Genomic DNA, 18,488 nt, shown 5'->3' on the forward strand with positions numbered 1-18,488 from the left:
CTCGGCGGGCCACCGATCAGTCGGTCGGGGGACTCCCGCTCTACCAACTTGGGATTGAGGTTGCAGTGACGACACCAGCGCAGGACGCGCCGTTGGTGTTCCCATCTGTTGCGTTCCGGCCGGTCCGCCTGTTGGTGCTCAGCATCGCCGTCACCGCGGTGGCCGTCGCCGCCGCCGGACTGACCGGTCATCTGATGGTCGGGGTCTTCTTCGGCGTCGGGTTGCTGCTGGGTTTGCTCAACGCCCTTCTGGTTCGCCGCTCCGTCGCGTCGATCACCGCCAAAGATCATCCGATGAAAAGCACGATGGCGCTCAATTCGGCCACCCGGCTGGCCGTCATCACTGTGATCGGGCTGATCATCGCCTACATCTTCCGGCCCGCAGGCCTGGGCGTCGTGTTCGGCTTGGCGCTGTTCCAGATCTTGCTGGTGGCATCGACGGCCCTTCCGGTGTGGAAAAAGCTGCGCGCCGGCGACTGGGCGGACGACTCCGCGGGCGGCGCGCTGGCGGGATCGCAAGGAACGGAAGGAAAGAACAGCACCGATGACTGAGACGACGTTCCTGGCCGCCGCGATCGAGGTCGGCGAGCACAGCCAGGCGAAATGGCTCGGGCTCACCGTCAACACCGACACGATCCTGTCGACCGCGATCGCCGCGGTGATCGTCCTGGCGCTGGCCTTCTTCCTGCGCGCGAAGATCACGTCGACCGGCGTCCCCAGCGGCGTGCAGTTGTTCTGGGAAGCCATCACCGTCCAGATGCGCGATCAGATCGAGAGTGCAGTCGGGATGCGGATCGCGCCCTTCGTATTGCCTTTGGCAGTAACCATTTTCGTGTTCATCTTGATCTCCAACTGGCTCTCGGTGCTTCCGCTGCAGTACACGGACAAGTCCGGGCACACCACTGAGCTGTTGAAGTCGGCGGCCGCCGACATCAACTACGTTCTGGCCCTGGCCTTGTTCGTGTTCGTCTGCTACCACGTGGCGGGCATCTGGCGCCGCGGAATCGTCGGCCACCCGCTCGCCGTGCTCAAGGGCCACGTGGCGTTCCTGGCGCCGATCAACCTCGTCGAAGAGCTTGCCAAGCCGATCTCGTTGTCGCTGCGACTTTTCGGCAACATTTTCGCCGGCGGCATCCTGGTCGCGCTGATCGCGCTCTTCCCGCCGTACATCATGTGGGCTCCCAACGCCATCTGGAAGGCCTTCGACCTCTTCGTCGGGGCGATCCAGGCGTTCATCTTCTCGATCTTGACGATCCTCTACTTCAGCCAAGCCATGGAGATCGAGGAACATCATGACTGAGGCCACCATGAATTGCTTTGTCCCACACACCATTACAGAGGCCTGGTAGACCACTACCAGCTATCAAGGAGGATAAGAATGGCTCTGGACCCCCAAGTCGCTGCCGCTGCGCTCATCGGCGGTGGACTCATCATGGGCGGTGGCGCGATCGGCGCCGGTATCGGTGACGGTATCGCCGGTAACGCGCTGGTCTCCGGCATCGCCCGGCAGCCCGAGGCGCAAGGCCGGCTGTTCACGCCGTTCTTCATCACCGTCGGTCTGGTCGAGGCCGCCTACTTCATCAACCTGGCCTTCATGGCGCTGTTCGTCTTCGCCACGCCCGTCGGCACCTAGTTCGCTGTCATGGGTGACGCGAGTCTGAGCGTTCTGGCATCCAGGCGGGTGATGGCCGAGGGAGGCAACAACTTCCTCGTTCCCAACGGCACATTCTTCTTTGTGCTGGCCATCTTCCTGATCGTGCTGGCCGTCATCGGCACCTTCGTGGTGCCGCCGGTCATGCGGGTGTTGCGCGAGCGAGACAACATGGTTGCCAAGACGGCCGCCGACAACAAGAAGGCGACCGAGCAATTCGACGCCGCCAAGGCTGACTATGAGGAAGCCCTGACGGAGGCCCGGATCCAGGCGTCGTCGTTGCGCGACAACGCCCGCGCCGAAGGCCGTAAGCTGGTCGAAGACGCGCGCGCCCGTGCAGAGCAGCAGGTGATGTCGACGTTACAGATGGCATCCGAGCAATTGAAGCGGGAGAGAGACGCCGTGGAACTGGATCTGCGCGCCAACGTGGCGGGCATGTCGGCGACGCTGGCCAGCCGGATCCTCGGCGTCGAGGTGGCCCCAGCCACCGCGGCCGCGTCCGCAACCGGGAAATCTGGACGGTAATCGCGCATGTCGACTTTCATCGGTCAGTTGATCGGGTTCGCGGCCATCGTGCTTCTGGTCGTGCGGTACGTCGTGCCGCCGGTGCGTCGTCTGATGGCCGCTCGTCAAGAGGCGGTGCGCCAGCAGCTGAAAGACTCTGCGGCAGCGGCAGATCGGTTGAAAGAGTCGACCACGGCCCACAGCAACGCCGTGGAATCCGCCAAGAGCGAGGCCGAACGGCTCGTGGAAGAAGCTCAGACCGACGCGGGGCGCATCGCCGAACAGTTCCGAATCCAGGCCGACGCGGAATCCGAACGCATCACCACACAGGGCGGCCGCCAGGTCGACCTGCTGCGCACCCAGCTCAGCCGGCAGCTCCGCCTGGAACTCGGCCACGAGGCGGTGCGCCAGGCGGGCGAGTTGGTGCGCAACTATGTCGCCGACTCCGAGCAGCGGTCCGGCACCGTCGATCGGTTCTTGGACGATCTCGAGGCGATGGCCCCGGCGCCCGCCGAGGTCGACTACCCGCTGCTGGCCAAGATGCGTTCCGCCAGTCGACTGGCGCTGGCCGGCCTGACGGAGCGGTTCAGCGACATCGCCAAAGACCTTGACAACAAAGCGCTTTCCAACCTGTCGGCCGAACTGGTTTCGGTGGCCGAAATGCTAGACCGGGAGATCGTCCTCACCCGCTACCTGACCGTGCCCGCCGAGGACGCCGCGCCGCGGGTCAGGCTGATCGAGCGGCTGGTCTCGGGCAAGGTGTCCGGCGCGACACTCGACGTTCTGCGTCTGGCCGTGTCGGAACGTTGGTCGGCCAACTCCGATCTGGGCGACGCGATCCAGCACCTCTCGCGCCAGGCGTTGCTCGAGGTCGCCGAACGCGAGGACAAGGTCGACGACGTGGAGGACCAGTTGTTCCGGTTCTCCCGCATCCTGGACGCGCAGCCCCGGCTCGGCATCCTGTTGGGTGACTACGGCGTGCCGGTGGAAGGGCGAATCCACCTGCTGCGCAAGGTTCTTGACAGCGCCAGCGGCAAGGTCGACCCGATCGTTGTGGCGCTGTTGACCCAAACGGTCCAACTGCTCAGGGGTGAGTCGGCCGAGGAGGCCTTCCAGTTCTTGGCGAAGGTCGCGGTGGCACGCCGCGGGGAAATCGTCGCGCGGGTCAGTGCGGCGGCCGAGCTCAGCGACGCCCAGCGGTCTCGCCTCACCGAGGTGCTCGGCCGCATCTACGGTCATTCGGTGACGGTGCAGCTGCAGACCTCCGAGGAGCTGCTGGGCGGTCTGCTCATCTCCGTGGCCGACGAAGTGATCGACGGGACACTAGCTTCGCGCCTCGCCGCTGCCCAGGCCCAATTGCCCGACTGACCCGACCGCCCCCACAAACCCTTTCCAGCACACGCGATACCAAGATCAAGTAGGAAGACGAAAAGCCATGGCCGAGTTGACAATCTCCGCTGATGACATCCAGAGCGCCATCGAGGAGTACGTAGGCTCTTTCACCTCCGACACCTCGCGCGAAGAGGTCGGCACCGTCGTCGACGCCGGGGACGGCATCGCGCACGTCGAGGGCCTGCCCTCCGTCATGACCCAGGAGCTGCTCGAGTTCCCGGGCGGGGTCCTCGGCGTCGCGCTGAACCTCGACGAGCACAGCGTCGGCGCGGTGATCCTGGGTGACTTCGAGAAAATCGAAGAGGGACAACAGGTCAAGCGCACCGGCGAGGTGCTGTCGGTTCCCGTCGGTGACGCCTTCCTGGGTCGCGTCGTCAACCCGCTCGGTCATCCCATCGACGGTCGCGGGGACATCGACACCGACATTCGCCGCGCGCTGGAGATCCAGGCGCCGTCCGTGGTGCAGCGGCAAAGCGTGAGCGAGCCGCTGCAGACCGGCATCAAGGCCATCGACGCGATGACCCCGATCGGTCGCGGCCAGCGGCAGCTGATCATCGGTGACCGCAAGACCGGCAAGACCGCCGTCTGCGTCGACACGATCCTCAACCAGCGCGAGAACTGGGAGAGCGGCGACGAGAAGAAGCAGGTCCGCTGCGTCTACGTGGCGATCGGCCAGAAGGGCACCACGATCGCCTCGGTCCGGCGGGCGCTCGAAGAGGGAGGCGCGATGGACTACACCACCATCGTCGCGGCCCCGGCTTCCGACTCCGCCGGCTTCAAATGGCTTGCGCCGTACACCGGTTCGGCGATCGCCCAGCAATGGATGTACGACGGCAAGCACGTGTTGATCGTCTTCGACGACCTGAGCAAGCAGGCCGAGGCGTACCGCGCGATCTCGCTGCTGCTGCGCCGCCCGCCGGGCCGCGAGGCCTATCCCGGCGATGTGTTCTACCTGCACTCGCGGCTGCTGGAGCGCTGCGCGAAGCTCTCCGACGACCTCGGTGGCGGCTCGCTGACCGGTCTGCCGATCATCGAGACGAAGGCCAACGACATCTCGGCCTACATCCCGACCAACGTCATCTCGATCACCGATGGGCAGTGCTTCCTGGAGTCCGACCTGTTCAACCAGGGTGTGCGGCCGGCCATCAACGTCGGTGTGTCGGTGTCCCGCGTGGGTGGCGCGGCGCAGATCAAGGCCATGAAAGAGGTGGCCGGCTCGCTGCGTCTGGACCTGTCGCAGTACCGCGAGCTGGAATCGTTCGCGGCCTTCGCCTCGGACCTGGATGCGACGTCGAAGGCGCAGCTGGAGCGCGGTGAGCGGCTGGTCGAACTGCTCAAGCAACCGCAGTACCAGCCGATGCCCGTTGAGGAGCAGGTGGTTTCGATCTTCCTGGGTACCGGCGGGCACCTGGACTCCGTGCCCGTGGAGGACGTCAGGCGCTTCGAGACCGAGTTGCTGGACCACATGCGGGCGTCGGAGGAGAAGTTCCTGGCCGGTATTCGGGACAGCGGCAAGCTTTCCGAAGAGGGCGAGAACCAGCTGACCGAGATCATCAACAACTTCAAGAAGGGCTTCGCGGCCACGGGCGGTGGTTCGGTGGTGCCCGACGAGCACGTCGAGCCCCTGGACGAACAAGACCTCGAAAAGGAGTCGGTCCAGGTCAAGAAGGAGAAGCCGAAAGACAAGAAGGATTCCACCAGCGGTAAGGACAAGAAGTAGCTAACGATGGCTGCCACACTTCGTGAACTACGCGGCCGGATCCGGTCGGCAGGGTCGATCAAAAAGATCACCAAGGCCCAGGAGATGATCGCGACATCGCGCATCGGCAAGGCGCAGGCCCGGCTGGAAGCCGCTAGGCCTTACGCCTTTCAGATCACCGCGATGCTGACCACGCTGTCGTCCGAAGCCGCCCTCGATCACCCGTTGCTGGTCGAACGGGAAGAACCCAAGCGGGCCGGCGTCCTGGTGGTGTCCTCCGACCGCGGACTGTGCGGGGCGTACAACTCCAGCATCTTCCGTCGGGCCGAGGAGCTGTTCTCCCTGTTGCGCGAGGAAGGCAAGACCCCGGTCGTCTACACGGTTGGCCGGAAGGCGCTCAACTACTTCAAGTTCCGCAACTGGGACATCACCGAATCGTGGACGGGTTTCTCCGAGCAACCCAGCTACGAAAACGCCGCGGAGATCGCTTCGACCCTGGTCGAGACGTTCATGAAGGGCGCCGGCGACGACGAGTCGCAGGACGACCAGGGCGTCGACGAACTGCACATCGTCTACTCGGAGTTCAAGTCGATGATGTCGCAGGCCGCGGTGGCCCACCGCATCGCTCCGCTGGTCGTCGAGTACGTCGAGGACACCGCGGAACTGCATACGTTGTATTCGTTCGAGCCGGATGCGACAACGCTTTTCGAGTCGCTGCTGCCGCGGTACGTGACGACCCGCGTCTACGCCGCGCTGCTGGAATCGGCGGCATCGGAGCTGGCGTCGCGCCAGCGAGCGATGAAGTCCGCGACCGACAACGCCGACGACCTGATCAAGGAACTGACGCTGATGGCGAACCGCGAGCGGCAGGCTCAGATCACCCAAGAGATCAGCGAAATCGTCGGTGGTGCAAACGCACTCGCCGACGCTCAGTAGCACACGAGGAAGAGAAGAAGAATATGGCTGCTACTACCGGAACCGCAGAGAAGACCGGGAAGTCCACCAACTCCGAGACCAGCGGTCGCGTGGTGCGGATCACCGGCCCCGTGGTCGACGTCGAGTTCCCGCGCGGCTCGGTACCGGAACTGTTCAACGCGCTCAACGCCGAGATCACGTTCGAGGAGCTCAAGAAGACCCTCACGCTGGAGGTCGCGCAGCACCTCGGCGACAACCTGGTCCGCACGATCTCGTTGCAGCCCACCGACGGCCTGGTCCGCGGCGTCGAGGTGACCGACAGCGGCAAGCCGATCTCCGTGCCCGTCGGCCAGGAGGTCAAGGGCCACGTCTTCAACGCGCTGGGCGACTGTTTGGACAAGCCCGGATACGGCGAGGACTTCGAGCACTGGTCGATCCACCGCAAGCCGCCGCCCTTCGAGGAGCTCGAGCCCCGCACGGAGATGCTGGAGACCGGGCTGAAGGTCGTCGACCTGCTGACCCCGTACGTGCGAGGCGGCAAGATCGCGCTGTTCGGTGGCGCCGGCGTGGGCAAGACGGTGTTGATCCAGGAGATGATCAACCGTATCGCCCGCAACTTCGGTGGCACTTCGGTTTTCGCCGGCGTGGGTGAGCGCACCCGCGAGGGCAACGACCTCTGGGTCGAGCTCAAAGAGGCCGACGTGCTCAAGGACACCGCGCTGGTGTTCGGGCAGATGGACGAGCCGCCCGGCACCCGTATGCGGGTTGCCCTGTCGGCGCTGACGATGGCCGAGTGGTTCCGCGACGAAGCCGGCCAGGACGTGCTGCTGTTCATCGACAACATCTTCCGATTCACGCAGGCCGGGTCCGAGGTCTCCACGCTGCTCGGCCGCATGCCGTCCGCGGTGGGTTACCAGCCCACGCTGGCCGACGAGATGGGTGAGCTGCAGGAGCGCATCACCTCGACGCGGGGCCGTTCGATCACGTCCATGCAGGCCGTCTACGTGCCCGCCGATGACTACACCGACCCCGCGCCCGCGACGACGTTCGCCCACCTGGATGCCACCACCGAGCTGTCGCGTTCGGTGTTCTCCAAGGGCATCTTCCCGGCGGTGGACCCGCTGGCGTCGAGCTCGACCATCCTGGATCCGAGTGTCGTCGGTGAGGAGCACTACCGCGTCGCGCAGGAGGTCATCCGGATCCTGCAGCGGTACAAGGACCTTCAGGACATCATCGCCATCCTCGGTATCGACGAGTTGTCCGAAGAGGACAAGCAGCTGGTGCAGCGCGCGCGCCGCATCGAGCGGTTCCTCTCGCAGAACATGATGGCGGCCGAGCAGTTCACCGGCCAGCCGGGTTCCACCGTGCCGCTGAAGGAGACGATCGAGGCGTTCGACCGCCTGTCCAAGGGCGACTTCGACCACATCCCGGAGCAGGCCTTCTTCCTGATCGGTGGCCTCGACGACCTGGCCAAGAAAGCCGAAAGCTTCGGCGCCAAGTTGGACTCCTGAGGATTGAGCGCTAAGGCTCTGAGAGGCTCTGTGGCATGGCCGAATTGAACGTCGAAATCGTCGCCGTCGACCGCAAGATCTGGTCGGGTGAGGCAACGTTCTTGTTCACCCGCACCACCGTCGGCGAGATCGGCATCCTGCCCCGGCACATCCCGGTTGTCGCCCAGTTGGTCGATGACGCGATGGTGCGCGTCGAGCGTGAAGGCGAAGACGACCTGCGGGTCGCCGTCGAAGGCGGGTTCCTGTCGGTCACCGAGGAGACGGTGACCGTATTGGCCGAGTCCGCGGCGTTCGAGTCAGAGATCGACGAAAGCGCGGCCAGGGAGGATTCGGAGTCCGACGATCCCCGCATCGCGGCGCGGGGGCGCGGTAGATTGCGCGCCGTCGGCGCGATCGACTAGCCGCCTCGGACGAGACGATGAGCGCGCCCATGGTCGGCATGGTCGTGCTCGTTGTCGTCCTGGCGGGCGCGGTTGTCTCGCTGAGCTATCGGTTGTGGAAGCTGCGCCAGGGCGGCACCGCAGGGATCATGCGAGACATTCCCGCTGTCGGGGGCCACGGCTGGCGGCACGGCGTGATTCGTTACCGCGGCGGTGAGGCCGCGTTCTACCGACTCTCCAGCCTGCGGTTGTGGCCGGACCGTCGACTCAGCCGCAGGGGCGTCGAGATCGTGGCCCGGCGGGCGCCGCGGGGGGACGAATTCGACATCATGACCGACGAGATCGTCGTGGTGGAACTGCGCGACACGACGCAGGACCGCCGGACCGGGTACGAGATCGCGCTGGACAAGGGCGCGTTGACGGCCTTCCTGTCGTGGCTGGAGTCCCGGCCGTCACCGCGCGCTCGACGCCGCAGCGTTTAGGCATTGGGCGGCAAGCTAACTCGCGCTTGGCGCGCCGCCGCCCGGCTTCCACAGGACATCGCCGCCGGGGTTCGCCGCGCGCGCGAGGATGAAAAGCAGATCCGAGAGGCGGTTCAGGTACTTCGCCGGCAGGACGTTGACCTGCTGCGGCGCGGCATCGACGGCTGCCCATGCCGACCGTTCCGCTCGACGGACGATCGTGCGGGCGACGTGCAGCAGTGCCGACAGCGGCGAACCACCAGGCAGCACAAAGGAATTCAATGCCGGCAGGTTTTCGTTATATTTGTCACACCAGCCCTCGAGCCGGTCGATGTAGGGCTGGGTGACCCGAAGTGGGGGATGCTCGGGGTTTTCCACTACCGGCGTCGACAGATCGGCGCCGGCGTCGAACAGGTCGTTCTGGATCTGCCGCAGCACCCCGGCGGTTTCCTCGTCGGGCTGACCCAAGGCGATCGCTACGCCGATCGCCGAGTTCGCCTCGTCACAGTCTGCGTACGCGACCAGGCGGGGATCGTTCTTGGAGACCCGCGAAAAGTCGCTCAATCCCGTCGTGCCGTCGTCACCGGTCCGGGTATAGATGCGGGTCAGGTGTATCGCCATGAGCAAGACGGTACTGCGGCGCGCGACGGGGTGGCGCCTTGGCTCGGCCGACTGTTTGACCCGCCTCTCGCCGTCCCTGCAAGCGGGCGGTGCCCCTACGCGGTGGGGGCCCCGCCGCACCCCGGTGCGCGGAGCGCATCGTCGTCACGCGGGCTGACTGACAACCCGATACCGCTTCACTAGACTGACGCGGGTGGCAGAGCGATTCGTGGTGACCGGCGGCAACCGGTTGTCCGGCGAAGTCGCGGTGGGGGGCGCCAAGAACAGCGTGCTCAAGCTGATGGCCGCGGCGCTGTTGGCCGAAGGCACCAGCACCATCACCAACTGCCCCGACATCCTCGATGTGCCGTTGATGGCCGAGGTGTTGCGTGGCCTGGGCGCCACCGTCGAGCTCGACGGCGACATCGCCCGAATCACCTCGCCCGACGAGCCGAAATACGACGCCGACTTTGCGGCGGTGCGACAGTTCCGGGCGTCGGTCTGTGTGCTCGGGCCGCTGGTCGGCCGGTGCAAGCGGGCGCGGGTCGCGCTCCCGGGCGGCGACGCGATCGGGTCTCGGCCGCTGGACATGCATCAGGCGGGCCTGCGCCAACTGGGCGCGCAGTGCAACATCGAGCACGGCTGCGTTGTCGCCCAGGCCGAAACGTTGCGCGGCGCGGAGATCCAGCTCGAGTTCCCGTCGGTGGGAGCCACCGAGAACATCCTGATGGCCGCCGTGCTGGCCGAGGGAGTCACCACGATCCACAACGCCGCGCGCGAACCCGACGTCGTGGACCTGTGCACCATGCTGAATCAGATGGGCGCGCAGGTCGAAGGTGCCGGTTCGCCGACGATGACCATCACCGGCGTCCCGCGGCTGCACCCCACCGAGCACCGCGTGATCGGCGACCGCATCGTTGCCGCCACCTGGGGGATCGCCGCCGCGATGACCCGCGGCGACATCTCGGTGACGGGCGTCGACCCGGCCCACCTTCAGGTAGTGCTGCACAAGCTGCACGACGCCGGCGCGACGGTCACCCAAACGGACAACAGCTTTCGGATCACCCAGTACGAGCGCCCCAAGGCCGTCAATGTCGCCACCCTGCCGTTCCCCGGGTTTCCCACCGACCTGCAGCCGATGGCGATCGCGCTGGCGTCGATCGCGGACGGGACCTCGATGATCACGGAAAACGTCTTCGAGGCGCGTTTCCGTTTCGTCGAAGAAATGATCCGGCTGGGTGCCGACGCCCGTACGGACGGCCACCATGCCGTCGTCCGAGGCCTGCCGCAATTGTCCAGCGCCCCGGTGTGGTGTTCCGATATCCGGGCCGGCGCCGGCCTGGTGCTCGCGGGGCTCGTCGCCGACGGTGACACCGAGGTCCACGACGTCTTCCACATCGATCGCGGCTACCCGTTGTTCGTCGAAAACCTGGCGATTTTGGGAGCGGAGATCGAGCGGGTAGAGTAACCAAAGTCAGTGCCCCGCAGGGGCGGTCGCCACACCAGGCGACCGACACCCGGGCGCTTGACTCCCTCGCTGGATTGGTACTAGCCTGGCACGGCTGCTCCCGAAACGGTCTCTGGAAGACCAAAACTGGGAGTTGACTCCACTGCCGGACTTGTATTAAGCTGGCAGGGTTGCCCCAAAACGGGCGAAACAAGTGTTGTTTGAGAACTCAATAGTGTGTTTGGTCTTTTTATTTTGTTGTTGTTTTTTTGGCCATACCTAGCACTCCCCGTGTGTGGGTATGGCAATTTTTGATGCCAGTTATTTGGTGTCTTTTTGTTAGGTCAGATTTTCTCTGATTTGAATTCACCTCGTTCTGCGAGGAGATTTTGTTTGGAGAGTTTGATCCTGGCTCAGGACGAACGCTGGCGGCGTGCTTAACACATGCAAGTCGAACGGAAAGGCCCCTTCGGGGGTACTCGAGTGGCGAACGGGTGAGTAACACGTGGGCAATCTGCCCTGCACTTCGGGATAAGCCTGGGAAACTGGGTCTAATACCGGATAGGACCACTTGGCGCATGCCTTGTGGTGGAAAGCTTTTGCGGTGTGGGATGGGCCCGCGGCCTATCAGCTTGTTGGTGGGGTGATGGCCTACCAAGGCGACGACGGGTAGCCGGCCTGAGAGGGTGTCCGGCCACACTGGGACTGAGATACGGCCCAGACTCCTACGGGAGGCAGCAGTGGGGAATATTGCACAATGGGCGCAAGCCTGATGCAGCGACGCCGCGTGGGGGATGACGGCCTTCGGGTTGTAAACCTCTTTCACCATCGACGAAGGCTCACTTCGTGAGTTGACGGTAGGTGGAGAAGAAGCACCGGCCAACTACGTGCCAGCAGCCGCGGTAATACGTAGGGTGCGAGCGTTGTCCGGAATTACTGGGCGTAAAGAGCTCGTAGGTGGTTTGTCGCGTTGTTCGTGAAATCTCACGGCTTAACTGTGAGCGTGCGGGCGATACGGGCAGACTAGAGTACTGCAGGGGAGACTGGAATTCCTGGTGTAGCGGTGGAATGCGCAGATATCAGGAGGAACACCGGTGGCGAAGGCGGGTCTCTGGGCAGTAACTGACGCTGAGGAGCGAAAGCGTGGGGAGCGAACAGGATTAGATACCCTGGTAGTCCACGCCGTAAACGGTGGGTACTAGGTGTGGGTTTCCTTCCTTGGGATCCGTGCCGTAGCTAACGCATTAAGTACCCCGCCTGGGGAGTACGGCCGCAAGGCTAAAACTCAAAGGAATTGACGGGGGCCCGCACAAGCGGCGGAGCATGTGGATTAATTCGATGCAACGCGAAGAACCTTACCTGGGTTTGACATGCACAGGACGCGTCTAGAGATAGGCGTTCCCTTGTGGCCTGTGTGCAGGTGGTGCATGGCTGTCGTCAGCTCGTGTCGTGAGATGTTGGGTTAAGTCCCGCAACGAGCGCAACCCTTGTCTCATGTTGCCAGCGGGTAATGCCGGGGACTCGTGAGAGACTGCCGGGGTCAACTCGGAGGAAGGTGGGGATGACGTCAAGTCATCATGCCCCTTATGTCCAGGGCTTCACACATGCTACAATGGCCGGTACAAAGGGCTGCGATGCCGCAAGGTTAAGCGAATCCTTTTAAAGCCGGTCTCAGTTCGGATCGGGGTCTGCAACTCGACCCCGTGAAGTCGGAGTCGCTAGTAATCGCAGATCAGCAACGCTGCGGTGAATACGTTCCCGGGCCTTGTACACACCGCCCGTCACGTCATGAAAGTCGGTAACACCCGAAGCCAGTGGCCTAACCTTTTGGAGGGAGCTGTCGAAGGTGGGATCGGCGATTGGGACGAAGTCGTAACAAGGTAGCCGTACCGGAAGGTGCGGCTGGATCACCTCCTTTCTAAGGAGCACCACGAAAAGCACCCCAATTGGTGGGGTGCGAGCCGTGCGGGGTTCTCGCCTGTAGTGGGCGGGAGCCGGGTGCACAACAGCAAATGATTGCCAGACACACTATTGGGCCCTGAGACAACACTCGGCCAGTCCGTGTGGTTGTCCCTCCATCTTGGTGGTGGGGTGTGGTGTTTGAGTATTGGATAGTGGTTGCGAGCATCTAGACGGATGCGTTGCCGGCAACGGTGGCGTGTTCGTTGAAATGTGTAATTTCTTTTTTAACTCTTGTGTGTAAGTAAGTGTTTAAGGGCGCATGGTGGATGCCTTGGCATCGAGAGCCGATGAAGGACGTGGGAGGCTGCGATATGCCTCGGGGAGCTGTCAACCGAGCATTGATCCGAGGATTTCCGAATGGGGAAACCCAGCACGAGTGATGTCGTGTTACCCGTATCTGAATATATAGGGTGCGGGAGGTAACGCGGGGAAGTGAAACATCTCAGTACCCGTAGGAGAAGAAAACAATTGTGATTCCGTCAGTAGTGGCGAGCGAACGCGGAACAGGCTAAACCGCATGCATGGATAACGGGGTAGGGGTTGTGTGTGCGGGGTTGTGGGATTGATATGTCTCAGCTCTACCTGGCTGAGGGGTAGTCAGAAAGTGTCGTGGTTAGCGGAAGTGGCCTGGGACGGCCCGCCGTAGACGGTGAAAGCCCGGTACGCGAAAACCCGGCACCTGCCTTATATCAACACCCGAGTAGCAGCGGGCCCGTGGAATCTGCTGTGAATCTGCCGGGACCACCCGGTAAGCCTAAATACTTCTCGATGACCGATAGCGGATTAGTACCGTGAGGGAATGGTGAAAAGTACCCCGGGAGGGGAGTGAAAGAGTACCTGAAACCGTGTGCCTACAATCCGTCAGAGCCTCCTTGTGGGGTGATGGCGTGCCTTTTGAAGAATGAGCCTGCGAGTCAGGGACACGTCGCGAGGTTAACCCGTGCGGGGTAGCCGCAGCGAAAGCGAGTCTGAATAGGGCGCATCCCCTTTGGGGTGTAGTGGCGTGTTCTGGACCCGAAGCGGAGTGATCTACCCATGGCCAGGGTGAAGCGCGGGTAAGACCGCGTGGAGGCCCGAACCCACTTAGGTTGAAGACTGAGGGGATGAGCTGTGGGTAGGGGTGAAAGGCCAATCAAACTCCGTGATAGCTGGTTCTCCCCGAAATGCATTTAGGTGCAGCGTTACGTGTTTCACCACGGAGGTAGAGCTACTGGATGGCCGATGGGCCCTACTAGGTTACTGACGTCAGCCAAACTCCGAATGCCGTGGTGTATAGCGTGGCAGTGAGACGGCGGGGGATAAGCTCCGTACGTCGAGAGGGAAACAGCCCAGATCGCCGGCTAAGGCCCCTAAGCGTGTGCTAAGTGGAAAAGGATGTGCAGTCGCAGAGACAACCAGGAGGTTGGCTTAGAAGCAGCCACCCTTGAAAGAGTGCGTAATAGCTCACTGGTCAAGTGATTGTGCGCCGATAATGTAGCGGGGCTCAAGCACACCGCCGAAGCCGCGGCAACCGCAAGGTTGGGTAGGGGAGCGTCCCCCATGCAGAGAAGCTACTGGGTAACCGGTGGTGGAGTTTGGGGGAGTGAGAATGCAGGCATGAGTAGCGATAAGGCAAGTGAGAACCTTGCCCGCCGTAAGACCAAGGGTTCCTGGGCCAGGCCAGTCCGCCCAGGGTGAGTCGGGACCTAAGGCGAGGCCGACAGGCGTAGTCGATGGACAACGGGTTGATATTCCCGTACCCGTGTGTGGGCGTCCCTGACGAATCCATTCTGCTAACCACCCAAATGGTGGTCTATCAATCCCTTCGGGGTGCGAAGACTACCGGCTGCGTGGGACCCGGGTGGGTAGTAGTCAAGCGATGGGGTGACGCAGGAAGGTAGCCGTACCAGTCAGTGGTAATACTGGGGCAAGCCTGTAGGGAGAGCGATAGGCAAATCCGTCGCTCATTAATCCTGAGAGGTGATGCATAGCCGGTTGAGGTGAATTCGGTGATCCTCTGCTGCCAAGAAAAGCCTCTAGCGAGCACACACACGGCCCGTACCCCAAACCGACACAGGTGGTCAGGTAGAGCATACCAAGGCGTACGAGATAACTATGGTTAAGGAACTCGGCAAAATGCCCCCGTAACTTCGGGAGAAGGGGGGCCGGAATACCGTGAACACCCTTGCGGTGGGAGCGGGATTCGGCCGCAGAAACCAGTGGGTAGCGACTGTTTACTAAAAACACAGGTCCGTGCGAAGTCGCAAGACGATGTATACGGACTGACGCCTGCCCGGTGCTGGAAGGTTAAGAGGACCCGTTAACCGTAAGGTGAAGCGGAGAATTTAAGCCCCAGTAAACGGCGGTGGTAACTATAACCATCCTAAGGTAGCGAAATTCCTTGTCGGGTAAGTTCCGACCTGCACGAATGGCGTAACGACTTCCCAACTGTCTCAACCATAGACTCGGCGAAATTGCACTACGAGTAAAGATGCTCGTTACGCGCGGCAGGACGAAAAGACCCCGGGACCTTCACTACAACTTGGTATTGGTGTTCGGTACGGTTTGTGTAGGATAGGTGGGAGACTTTGAAGCAGTTACGCCAGTAATTGTGGAGTCGTTGTTGAAATACCACTCTGATCGTATTGGACACCTAACGTCGAACCCTTATCGGGTTCACGGACAGTGCCTGGCGGGTAGTTTAACTGGGGCGGTTGCCTCCTAAAATGTAACGGAGGCGCCCAAAGGTTCCCTCAACCTGGACGGCAATCAGGTGTTGAGTGTAAGTGCACAAGGGAGCTTGACTGCGAGACTTACAAGTCAAGCAGGGACGAAAGTCGGGACTAGTGATCCGGCACCCCCGAGTGGAAGGGGTGTCGCTCAACGGATAAAAGGTACCCCGGGGATAACAGGCTGATCTTCCCCAAGAGTCCATATCGACGGGATGGTTTGGCACCTCGATGTCGGCTCGTCGCATCCTGGGGCTGGAGCAGGTCCCAAGGGTTGGGCTGTTCGCCCATTAAAGCGGCACGCGAGCTGGGTTTAGAACGTCGTGAGACAGTTCGGTCTCTATCCGCCGCGCGCGTCAGAAACTTGAGGAAACCTGTCCCTAGTACGAGAGGACCGGGACGGACGAACCTCTGGTATACCAGTTGTCCCACCAGGGGCACCGCTGGATAGCCACGTTCGGACAGGATAACCGCTGAAAGCATCTAAGCGGGAAACCTTCTCCAAGATCAGGTTTCTCACCCTTTTAGAGGGATAAGGCCCCCCGCAGACCACGGGATCGATAGGCCAGACCTGGAAGCTCAGCAATGAGTGCAGGGAACTGGCACTAACCGGCCGAAAACTTACCAACACGCAATCGCAACCACTGTTCAGTCCCAGCGACTATTCGTCGCAGGGACGCTCTGAACACCACACCCCCCACCGAAACCAAATTTAAATAGAGTTACGGCGGCCACAGCGACAGGGAAACGCCCGGTCCCATTCCGAACCCGGAAGCTAAGCCTGTCAGCGCCGATGATACTGCCCATCCGGGTGGAAAAGTAGGACACCGCCGAACATACACAAAAACACCCCCGGCAACGGGGGTGTTTTTGCATTTCCCGGTTACGACGAATTCCTAGTCAAACAGAGTCAAAGCCGCATTCGCCGATACGCGTTTCTTTTCCAACGCGAGCAGCATTCGCTTGCGGTCGAGGCCACCGCCGTATCCGGTAAGGCTTCCGTTGGCGCCGATGACGCGATGACAGGGAACCACAATCGCGATCGGATTGTGGCCATTCGCGAGTCCCACGGCGCGCGCGGAACCGGGGGCGCCGATTTGTTCCGCGATCTCTCCGTAGGACCTGGTCTCGCCATAAGGAATTGTTTGAAGCGCCTTCCACACGCGCCGCTGAAATTCGGAGCCCCGCAGCTCGAAGGTAAAATCGAAATCGGTGAGCTCGCCGGCGAAATAGGCGTTCAATTGGTCGGTGGCCTCGTTGAACGCCGCGGCATTCGGCGCCCAACCGGTGCGGCTGGGTTCGTAGGTCTGGTCGACCATCCGAAGCATGGTCAGAACCGAGTCCTGACCGGCTAGGGTCAACGGCCCGATCGGGCTGTCGATGGTGCGGTACTCGATCATGCTGTCTCCTTTTGGGGCTCCTGTGGTGGCCATCGGTTAACCGGATGCTCGAGGGTGGTCCAGAGGTACTGGGTGGCGTAGGAGCGCCACGGGCGCCACCGGGCGCCGTGCGCGACCAGAGGCCGTTCGTCGGTCGGCAAGCCCAGCCGCTCGGCGGCCAACCGAAGCCCAAGGTCGGTGGCCGGGAAGGCATCCGGGTCACCAAGGCCGCGCATCGCGATCACCTCCGCGGTCCATGGGCCCACTCCGGGTAGCTGTAGCAATTGTCGGCGGGCGGCCTCCCAGTCGCTCCCACTGTCGAGGACGATATTGCCGTCGGCGAGGGCGGCGACCAATGCGCTCACCGTTCGTTGTCGGGTTTTGGGGACGGCCAGGTGGATGGGGTCGATCTCCGCGAGTTGTTCCACGGACGGGAAGGTATGCGTCAGCCCGCCGTCGGGGTCGGCGATCGGCTGCCCGTAGGCCGCGACCAGGCGGCCGGCGTGGGTTCGGGCCGCCTTGGTAGACACCTGCTGGCCCAGCACTGCGCGCAAGGCCAGCTCGGCCTCGTCGACGGTGCGTGGAATGCGTTGTCCGGGAGCCTTTCCCACGGCCGGACGCAGGCTCGCGTCGCCGGACAGCGCGTCGTCCACCGCTTGGGGATCGGCGTCGAGGTCCAGGAGCCGGCGGCAGCGGGCGATCGCGGTGGTGAGGTCGCGAAAGTCGTCGAGCACCAGCGCGCAGCGGACGTGATCGACGGCCGGGGTGAGTGCGACAACTGCGCTGCCGAACGAGAGACGCAGGCTGCGTCGATACGCACCGTCGCGGATCTCCTCGCAGCCGGGCACGGCGGCGGCGGCCAGGTGGCCGAAGACGCCCTCATAGGCAAACGGAGTGCGGACCGGCAATCGCAGGCACACCGCCCCCGGCGAAGCGGTGCCGGTCCCGGCGCGGACCGCCGCCCGCCGGCGCAGTTCCGTCGGTGTGGTTTCGAAGACCGAGCGCACGGTGTCGTTGAACTGCCGGATGCTGGAGAACCCCGACGCGAACGCAATGTCCCCGAATGGCAGCTCCGTGGTCTCGACAAGCAGCCGGGCCGTCTGCGCCCGCTGGGCGCGGGCCAGTGCGAGCGGGCCGGCCCCGACCTCGGCCTGCAATAGCCTCTCCAGCTGGCGGGTGGTGTAGCCGAGGTGCGCCGCCAGGCCGCCGACGCCGTCGCGATCCACCGTCCCGTCGGCGATCAAACGCATCGTCCGCGCGACGACGTCGCCCCGCACATTCCATTCCGGCGACCCGGGCGAGGCGTCGGGGCGGCAACGCTTACACGCCCGGAATCCGGCCCGCTGGGCGGCGGCCGCGGTCGGATAGAAGCGCACGTTGCGCGCAAACGGCGGCCGAACCGGGCAGCTGGGCCGGCAATAGATCCGGGTGGTCAGCACCGCCGTGACGAACCAGCCGTCGAACCGGGCGTCCTTGGACTGGACGGCGCGGTAGCAGCGTTCGAAGTCGTCGTGCACGCTTGTAAGACTTACACCCGCCCGGTGACAACACTGGCGGAAAAGCGACATGGCAGTGGGTCACCGCAATCCCAGATCATCCCCACTGCCCGGCTCCCAATTCTTCCAACCCAAGACGACGAGCTTGTGCAACTCGCGGAGGCGTCGGCGCTATACCTGATTCAACTACTACCCCGGCGACCGTTGATTGATTGCGCTCGTAGCCGGTTACGGGGCGGGAGGGGTTCCGACGCAGACGCCGCCGGCGCAGGCCCCCGCGCCGCCGGGTCCGGCGGACGCCCCCGCGCCCGGCACACCCGCGCTCGCCCCGCCGAGACCGCCGACGCATCCTGACGGATTGATTTCCGACCCGAGCGAGTAATG

Annotated in this window: 14 protein-coding genes and 3 rRNA genes; 14 read left to right on the forward strand and 3 right to left on the reverse strand. The window is 63.2% G+C overall.

The annotated features are described in order from the left end of the window. The first annotated feature begins 65 nt into the window (after nt 1-65). The 10 genes from A5695_RS00430 to A5695_RS00475 all read left to right on the forward strand — a co-directional run bounded on the left by A5695_RS00430 (nt 66) and on the right by A5695_RS00475 (nt 8,533). Nucleotides 66-551 (forward strand): ATP synthase subunit I, encoded by a 486-nt coding sequence (locus A5695_RS00430; RefSeq protein WP_068076971.1) that lies wholly within the window; start codon nt 66-68, stop codon nt 549-551. Next, a complete protein-coding gene (gene atpB, locus A5695_RS00435; protein ID WP_066948452.1) occupies nt 544-1,299 on the forward strand; it encodes a F0F1 ATP synthase subunit A in 756 nt (251 codons plus the stop codon). Before A5695_RS00430 ends, atpB begins: the two co-directional genes overlap by 8 nt. Before the next feature lie 84 nt (nt 1,300-1,383). Continuing rightward, nucleotides 1,384-1,632 (forward strand): F0F1 ATP synthase subunit C, encoded by a 249-nt coding sequence (locus tag A5695_RS00440; RefSeq protein ID WP_024636915.1) that lies wholly within the window; start codon nt 1,384-1,386, stop codon nt 1,630-1,632. 9 nt (nt 1,633-1,641) lie between these two features. After that, nucleotides 1,642-2,175, forward strand: a complete 534-nt coding sequence (locus tag A5695_RS00445) for a F0F1 ATP synthase subunit B (protein ID WP_068076973.1) — start codon at nt 1,642-1,644, stop codon at nt 2,173-2,175. A gap of 6 nt (nt 2,176-2,181) precedes the next feature. Continuing rightward, nucleotides 2,182-3,522, forward strand: coding sequence for a F0F1 ATP synthase subunit B/delta (locus A5695_RS00450; RefSeq protein ID WP_068076975.1), 1,341 nt, complete (start codon nt 2,182-2,184; stop codon nt 3,520-3,522). Nucleotides 3,523-3,589: 67 nt separating this feature from the next. Beyond that, a complete protein-coding gene (gene atpA / locus A5695_RS00455) occupies nt 3,590-5,266 on the forward strand; it encodes a F0F1 ATP synthase subunit alpha (RefSeq protein ID WP_068076978.1) in 1,677 nt (558 codons plus the stop codon). Between the two features lie 6 nt (nt 5,267-5,272). Continuing rightward, the gene (locus tag A5695_RS00460) at nt 5,273-6,181 is read left to right on the forward strand and encodes a F0F1 ATP synthase subunit gamma (RefSeq protein WP_068076980.1); all 909 of its coding nucleotides are present in this window, start codon (nt 5,273-5,275) and stop codon (nt 6,179-6,181) included. A gap of 23 nt (nt 6,182-6,204) precedes the next feature. Further along, nucleotides 6,205-7,671: a F0F1 ATP synthase subunit beta gene (gene atpD / locus A5695_RS00465; protein WP_068076982.1), complete on the forward strand. Its 1,467-nt coding sequence runs from the start codon at nt 6,205-6,207 to the stop codon at nt 7,669-7,671. A 35-nt stretch (nt 7,672-7,706) separates the two neighbouring features. Continuing rightward, complete coding sequence (locus tag A5695_RS00470; RefSeq protein WP_068076983.1) at nt 7,707-8,072, forward strand: F0F1 ATP synthase subunit epsilon; 366 nt, start codon at nt 7,707-7,709, stop codon at nt 8,070-8,072. A 17-nt stretch (nt 8,073-8,089) separates the two neighbouring features. Next, the gene (locus A5695_RS00475) at nt 8,090-8,533 is read left to right on the forward strand and encodes a DUF2550 domain-containing protein (RefSeq protein WP_068076984.1); all 444 of its coding nucleotides are present in this window, start codon (nt 8,090-8,092) and stop codon (nt 8,531-8,533) included. Nucleotides 8,534-8,548: 15 nt separating this feature from the next. Here A5695_RS00475 and A5695_RS00480 read toward each other — a convergent pair whose 3' ends face one another. Then, on the reverse strand, nt 8,549-9,133 hold the full coding sequence (locus tag A5695_RS00480; RefSeq protein WP_068076985.1) for a cob(I)yrinic acid a,c-diamide adenosyltransferase: 585 nt from the start codon (nt 9,131-9,133) through the stop codon (nt 8,549-8,551). 193 nt (nt 9,134-9,326) lie between these two features. Between A5695_RS00480 and murA the strand changes: the two genes are divergently transcribed. From murA to rrf, 4 genes are all read left to right on the forward strand, one after another. After that, complete coding sequence (gene murA, locus A5695_RS00485) at nt 9,327-10,580, forward strand: UDP-N-acetylglucosamine 1-carboxyvinyltransferase (protein ID WP_068076986.1); 1,254 nt, start codon at nt 9,327-9,329, stop codon at nt 10,578-10,580. Between the two features lie 369 nt (nt 10,581-10,949). Then, a 16S ribosomal RNA gene (locus A5695_RS00490) occupies nt 10,950-12,477 on the forward strand. Nucleotides 12,478-12,760: 283 nt separating this feature from the next. Next, a 23S ribosomal RNA gene (locus tag A5695_RS00495) occupies nt 12,761-15,858 on the forward strand. Between the two features lie 94 nt (nt 15,859-15,952). Next, nucleotides 15,953-16,065: ribosomal RNA gene (gene rrf, locus A5695_RS00500) — 5S ribosomal RNA — on the forward strand. The 16S, 23S and 5S rRNA genes sit together here, the layout of an rRNA operon. 60 nt (nt 16,066-16,125) lie before the next feature. Here rrf and A5695_RS00505 read toward each other — a convergent pair. Both A5695_RS00505 and A5695_RS00510 read right to left on the reverse strand, forming a co-directional pair. After that, on the reverse strand, nt 16,126-16,629 hold the full coding sequence (locus tag A5695_RS00505; RefSeq protein ID WP_068076987.1) for a methylated-DNA--[protein]-cysteine S-methyltransferase: 504 nt from the start codon (nt 16,627-16,629) through the stop codon (nt 16,126-16,128). Then, on the reverse strand, nt 16,626-18,125 hold the full coding sequence (locus tag A5695_RS00510) for a DNA-3-methyladenine glycosylase 2 family protein (protein WP_068076988.1): 1,500 nt from the start codon (nt 18,123-18,125) through the stop codon (nt 16,626-16,628). The genes A5695_RS00505 and A5695_RS00510 overlap by 4 nt, the downstream gene beginning before the upstream one ends. Between the last annotated feature and the right edge of the window lie 363 nt (nt 18,126-18,488).

This window comes from Mycobacterium sp. E1747, from assembly GCF_001667775.1.
In the GTDB taxonomy this organism is placed as follows: domain Bacteria; phylum Actinomycetota; class Actinomycetes; order Mycobacteriales; family Mycobacteriaceae; genus Mycobacterium.